The 7,016-nt window shown below is 73.5% G+C and carries 1 protein-coding gene; it reads left to right on the forward strand.

The genetic code is table 11. The annotated features are described in order from the left end of the window. Nucleotide 1 precedes the first annotated feature (1 nt). Nucleotides 2-7,016: type I polyketide synthase (locus QFZ71_RS00030; protein ID WP_307666165.1), on the forward strand; the 7,015-nt coding region annotated here is incomplete at its 3' end.

Below are 7,016 nucleotides of genomic sequence, written 5' to 3' on the forward strand. Positions count from 1 at the left end.
GATGCCGGACGAGACAGTCGGCGCACGTGCCGTGTCCACCGAGGACAAGCTGCGGGACTACCTGAAGAGGGTCACCACCGACCTCGCCTCGGTACGCCAGCGGCTCCGCGCCGCGGAGTCCACCGAGCACGAGCCGATCGCCATCATCGGCATGTCCTGCCGCTTCCCCGGCGGAGTCGACTCACCCGAGGCACTGTGGCGCCTGGTGCGCGACGGCGTCGACGCGATGGGCGACTTCCCCACCGACCGCGGCTGGGACATGTCGCCCTTCACCACCGGCATCGCCGCCGAGGCGGAATTCTCCCGCGAGGGAGGCTTCCTCGACGGCGTCGCCGACTTCGACCCCTCGCTGTTCAACATCTCGCCCCACGAGGCGCTCGCCATGGACCCCCAGCAGCGGCTGATGCTGGAGACCTCCTGGGAAGCCGTGGAACGCGCCGGCATCGACCCGCTGTCCCTGCGCGGGAGCCGCACCGGCGTCTTCACCGGTGTCATGTACAACGAATACGCCTCGCGCGTCATGTCCGTCCCCGACGAGGTCGCCGGACACCTGGGCACCGGCAACAGCGGAAGCGTCGTCTCCGGCCGGGTCGCCTACACCCTGGGGCTGGAGGGCCCCGCCCTGACCGTGGACACCGCCTGCTCCTCGTCCCTGGTGGCCCTGCACCTGGCCATGCGCTCCCTGCGCAGCGGCGAGAGCTCACTGGCCCTGGCCGGCGGCGTCGCGGTCATGGTCACCCCGAACACCTTCGTCGACTTCGCCCTGTCCGGAGGCCTCGCCTCCGACGGCCGCTGCAAGGCCTTCTCCGCGGACGCCGACGGCACCGGCTGGGCCGAGGGCGTGGGGGTGCTGCTGGTGGAGCGGCTCTCCGACGCCGTACGCAACGGCCACGACGTCCTGGCCGTGGTGCGCGGCTCCGCGGTCAACCAGGACGGTGCCTCCAGCGGCCTGACCGCCCCCAACGGCCCCTCCCAGCAACGCGTCATCCGCGCCGCGCTCGCCTCGGCCCGGCTGACCGCCGCCGACATCGACGTGGTGGAGGCGCACGGTACCGGTACCACGCTGGGTGACCCGATCGAGGCGCAGGCGCTGCTCAACGCCTACGGGCAGGACCGGCCCGCCGGCAAGCCGCTGTGGCTGGGGTCGCTGAAGTCGAACATCGGGCACACCCAGGCCGCGGCCGGTGCCGGCGGTGTGATCAAGATGGTGCAGGCGCTGCGGCACGGAGTCATGCCGCAGACCCTGCACGCGCAGGAGCCCACCCCCCACGTGGACTGGTCCTCCGGCGCCGTCGAACTGCTCACGCAGGCCCGCCCGTGGCCGGGCGGACAGCAGCCCCGCCGGGCCGCGGTGTCCTCCTTCGGCGTCAGCGGCACCAACGCCCACGTCGTGCTGGAGGAATACCGCGCACCGGAGCCCACCGCCACCCCCGCACCGGACGACGCACCCGCACGCCCCGAACTCCCCGCCCTCCCCTGGATCCTGTCCGGACGCACCCCGCAGGCACTGCGCGGCCAGGCCGGGCAACTGCTCAGCCACCTCCAGGAGATCGGGGAGGAGAACAGCCCGGCACCCCTCGACATCGGATTCTCCTGCGCCACCACCCGCGCGATGCTGGAGCACTCCGCGGTGGTGCTGGCCGAGGACCACGCCGGGTTCCTCCGCGGCCTGACCGCGCTGGCCGAGGGCCGGGAGACCGCGGAAGTGATCACCCGCACCCAGGAACCGGGACAGGGCGGCACCGTCTTCGTCTTTCCCGGTCAGGGTTCGCAGTGGGTGGGGATGGCGGGGGAGTTGTTGGAGCGGGAGCCGGTGTTCGCCGGGGCGATGGCGGAGTGTGGGCGGGCGTTGGAGCCGTTCACGGATTTCTCCCTGTTGGAGGTGGTGCGGGGGGAGGGTGCGGAGCTGGAGCGGGTGGAGGTGGTCCAGCCGGTGTTGTGGGCGGTGATGGTGTCTTTGGCGCGGTTGTGGGCGTCGGTGGGTGTGGTGCCGGCGGCGGTGGTGGGTCATTCGCAGGGGGAGATCGCTGCGGCGGTGGTGGCGGGTGGTCTGTCGTTGGAGGACGGGGCGCGGGTGGTGGCGCTGCGGGCTCGTGCGATCGCGGGGGAGTTGTCGGGGCTGGGGGGGATGGTGTCCCTGGCGGTTCCGGTGGCGCGGGCGCGGGAGTTGGTGGCGCGGTGGGCGGGGTTGTCGGTGGCGGCGGTGAACGGGCCGGGTTCCACGGTGGTGTCCGGTGATGCGGGTGCGGTGGAGGAGTTGCTCGCGTACTGCGTGGAGGAGGGGGTCCGGGCGCGTCGTGTGCCGGTGGACTATGCCTCGCACTGTGTGCAGGTGGAGCGGGTCCGGGAGCGGTTGTTGGAGGATCTGGGTCCGGTGGTGCCGGTGTCCTCGTCGGTGCCGTTCTATTCGACGGTGAGTGGTCTGCGGGAGGACACGGCGGGGCTGGACGCGCGGTACTGGTTCGACAATCTGCGTAACACGGTGCGGTTCGAGGACGTCACCCGCACCCTGCTGACCGAGGGGCGCACCCTGTTCCTGGAGATCAGCCCCCACCCCGGCCTCAGCATGGGCATCGGCGAGAGCGTCGAAGCCCTCGGCCTGAGCGCCTCCGTCCTGTGCACCCTGCGCCGCGGCGAGGGCGGAGTCCGGCGCTGGCTCACCGCGGTCGCCGAAGCAGCCGTACACGGCGTCCGCGTCGACTGGGCCGCGCTCTACGCCGGCCGCGGCGGCACCCGCGTCGAACTGCCCACCTACGCCTTCCAGCGCCGCCGCTACTGGCTGGACACCATCACATTCGAACCACCCGCCGCGGACACCTCACAGGACTGGTTCTGGTCCGCCGTCGAGCAGGAGGACCTGCCCGCCCTCCAGCGCATGCTCGACGTGAGCGGCCGGACCCCACTGGAGGAGGCGCTGTCCGCGCTCTCCTCCTGGCACCGGCGGGACCGCGAACGCAGCCGCATCGAGAACTGGCGCTACCTGACCGCCTGGACCCCCGCACAACTCCCCGCCGGACGGCTCGACGGCCGCTGGGCCATCGCCGTACCACCGGACCACCACGCACACCCGCTGGTCACCGCCGTCACCGAAGCCCTCACCGAAGCCGGCGCCACCCCCGAACTGCTGCCCGTCTCCCACCAGGACGAGCGCGGCACCCTCGCCGACCGGCTGCGCGGCGCCGACGGCGTGCTCTCACTCCTCTTCCTCACCGACGGCCACGCCCCCGGCCACCCCGCCACCCCGGCCGGCTTCGCCACCACCATCACCCTGCTGCACGCCGTGCACGACACCGGCGGGACGCTGCGCCTGTGGTGCGCCACCTCCGGCGCCGTCGCCGCCGGCCCCGGAGACACCGTCACCCACCCCGAACAGGCCCTGACCTGGGGGCTCGGCCGGGTCGCCGCCCACGAATACACCCAGTGGGGCGGGCTGGTCGACCTGCCCGCCACCCCCGAACCGCGCGCCCTGGCCCGCCTCGCCGCCGTCCTCGCCGGCACCGACGAGGACCAGGCCGCGATACGCGCCACCGGGATCTTCGTGCCCCGCCTGCGCCGCGCCGAGCCGACCCCGCCCCGACGGGTGTGGCAGCCCTCCGGCACCGTGCTCGTCACCGGCGGCACCGGCGGCGTCGGCGCCCACGTCGCCCGCTGGCTCGCCGCCTCCGGCGCCGAACACCTGCTGCTGCTCAGCCGGCGCGGCCCCGACGCCCCCGGAGCGGCGGAACTCGCCGCCGAACTGGAGGAGTCGGGCACCGAGGTCACCATCGCCGCGGTGGACGCGGCCGATCACGACGCGCTGGCCGCCGTCCTCGCGGACCTGCCCGCCGACCGGCCGCTGACCTCCGTCTTCCACGCCGCAGGCGTCGTCGACTCCAGCATCGTGGACTCACTCACACCGGACCGCGTCGAGACCGCCCTGCGCGCCAAGGCCGCCAGCGCCCTCAACCTGCACCGGGCCACCGCGCACCTGGACCTGTCGGCCTTCGTCCTCTTCTCGTCGCTCGCCGGCGTCTTCGGCTCCGCAGGAGAGGGCAACTACGCCCCCGGCAACGCCTTCCTCGACGCCTTCGCGCAGTACCGCCGCTCCCGCGGCCTGGCCGCGACCTCCGTGGCCTGGGGCTCATGGGCGGGCGGCGGAATGGCGGAGGGCGACTTCGGCGACGTCCTGGAGCGCCACGGCATCTTCCGGATGGAGCCCGAACTCGCCCTGGCGGGACTGCGTACGGCGCTGGAACGCGACGAGACCACGCTCGCCCTCGCCGACATCCGCTGGGAGGTCTTCTCCTGGTTCTTCACCGCCACCCACCCCAGCCACCTCCTCGACGAACTCCCCGACGTGCGCAGGCTCCGGCAGACCGCGCAGCAGAACCCCGCCCCGGACCCCGCCGCCGACCAGGAGAGCCTGCCACCGGCCCAGCGGCTGGCGGGCGCCTCGGAGGCGGAGCGCAACCGGTTCCTGCTCGACCTGGTCCGCGACCAGGTGGCCCTGGTGCTCGGCTACGAATCGGGCTCCGAGGTGGAGCCGGGACGGGCGCTCGGCGAACTCGGCCTCACCTCGGCGGGCGCCGTCGAACTCCGCAACCGCCTCACCTTCACCACCGGGCTGCGCATCTCCGCGACCGTCGTCTTCGACCACCCCAGCCCGCTGGCCCTCTCCCGCTTCCTGGCCACCGAGATCACCGGCGCCGCAGCCGACGGAACCCCCGAGGCCACCGCCCCGACGGCGCCCGCCCACGACGGCACCGCCCCCGTCACCGACGACCCCGTCGTCATCGTCGGCATGGCCTGCCGCTTCCCCGGCGGCGTCCGCTCCCCGGAAGACCTGTGGCAGCTGGTCGAATCCGGCACCGACGCCATGGGCCCCTTCCCCGCCGACCGCGGCTGGGACCTCCACGCACCCGGCGGCGACTACCCCCACACCGGTGGCTTCCTCCCCGACGCCACCGACTTCGACGCCGAGCTGTTCGGCATCTCGCCGCGCGAGGCACTGGCCATGGACCCCCAGCAGCGCCTGCTCCTCGAAGCCTCCTGGGAGGTGCTGGAGCGCGCGGGCATCCACCCCCGGTCACTGGCCGGCTCGCGCACGGCGGTGTACGCCGGCACCGGCGGCCAGGACTACCTGACCGTGCTGGCGGGCGACCCCGAGGCCGGCGAAGGCTACCTCGTCACCGGCGGTTCCCCCAGCGTGCTGTCCGGCCGGATCGCCTACGCCTTCGGACTGGAGGGCCCGGCCGTCACCGTGGACACCGCCTGCTCGTCGTCCCTGGTCGCCCTCCACCTGGCCTGCCAGTCGCTGCGGTACCAGGAGAGCGACCTCGCCCTGGTCGGCGGAGTCAACGTCCTGTCCACACCGTCCGTCTTCGCCGAGTTCAGCAAGCAGCGCGGCCAGGCCGCCGACGGCCGCTGCAAGGCCTTCTCCGCCGACGCCGACGGCGCCGGATGGGGAGAAGGCGTCGGCGTCCTGCTCATCGAGCGGCTCTCCGACGCCGTCCGCAACGGGCACGAGGTCCTGGCCGTGGTCCGCGGCAGCGCCGTCAACTCCGACGGCGCCTCCAACGGCCTGACCGCGCCCAACGGCCCCTCCCAGCAGCGGGTGATCCGCGCCGCGCTGGCCTCGGCCGGCCTGGAGGCGGCCGACGTCGACCTGGTGGAGGCGCACGGCACGGGCACGAAGCTCGGCGACCCGATCGAGGCGGAAGCGCTTCTCGCCACGTACGGCAAGGACCGCTCCGAACCCCTCTATCTGGGTTCGGTGAAGTCCAACATCGGCCACACCCAGGCCGCCGCCGGCGTCGCCGGCGTCATCAAGGCCGTCATGGCGGTGCGGCACGGGGTCCTCCCGGCGACGCTGCACGCGGACGAGCCGACCCCGGAGGTGGACTGGTCCTCCGGATCGGTGGAAGTGCTCACCGAGAACCGCACCTGGCCGCGGACGACCCGGCCACGCCGGGCCAGCGTCTCCTCGTTCGGGATCAGCGGCACCAACGCGCACACCATCCTGGAACAGGCTCCGCACCCGGCCGACGCCCCCGCCGCCGCACGAGGCGAGCGCCCGGACCTCCCGCTGCCCCTCCCGCTGTCCGGCGCTACACCCGAGGCACTCGCCCGGCAGGCCGCCCTGCTCGCCGGAGTGGACGCGGACCCCGCCGACCTGGCGCACTCCCTGGCCGCCACCCGCGCCGACCTGGCCCACCGCGCCGTGGTCTTCGCCCCCCACACGGCCGCCCTGACCGCCCTCGCCCTCGGCGAACCCACCCCGGACACGGTGTGTGACAAGGTCGTGCACGGCGGCCTGGCCCTGCTGTTCTCCGGCCAGGGCTCGCAACGGCTGGGCATGGGCCGGGAGTTGTACGAGGCGTACGGGGTGTTCGCGGACGCGTTCGACGCTGTCTGCGCCCGCGTGGACCTGGAACGGCCGTTGCGGGATGTGGTGTTCGGTGACGACGCCGGTCTGCTGGGGCGGACCGTCTACACGCAGGCGGGCCTGTTCGCCCTGGAAGTGGCCCTCTTCCGCCTCCTGGAGTCCTGGGGGGTCACCCCGGACGTGCTCGTGGGGCACTCGATCGGTGAGCTGGCCGCCGCGCATGTGGCCGGGGTGCTCTCCCTGGACGACGCGTGCACCTTGGTGTCGGCGCGCGGGCGGTTGATGGACGCCCTGCCCGAGGGCGGTGCGATGCTCGCCGTGGAGACGGCCGAGGAGGACCTCGTACTTCCCGACGGGGTGGACCTCGCCGCCGTCAACGGCCCCACCTCGGTGACCGTCTCCGGCGATGCCGCGGCCGTCGCCGTCCTGGAGGAGCGGCTGCGCGGGGAGGGGGTCCGGGTCAAGCGGCTGGCGGTCTCCCACGCCTTCCACTCGCACCTGATGGAACCCATGCTCGACGAATTCACCACGGTCGCCGAGTCGTTGACGTACCACACCCCGCAGATCCCGATCGTGACGACCGCGCCGGGGCAGATCGACACCCCCGCCTACTGGGTCGGACAGGTACGGCAGCCGGTCCGCTTCGCCGACG

This window comes from Streptomyces sp. V2I9 (assembly GCF_030817475.1).
Classification (GTDB): Bacteria; Actinomycetota; Actinomycetes; order Streptomycetales; family Streptomycetaceae; genus Streptomyces.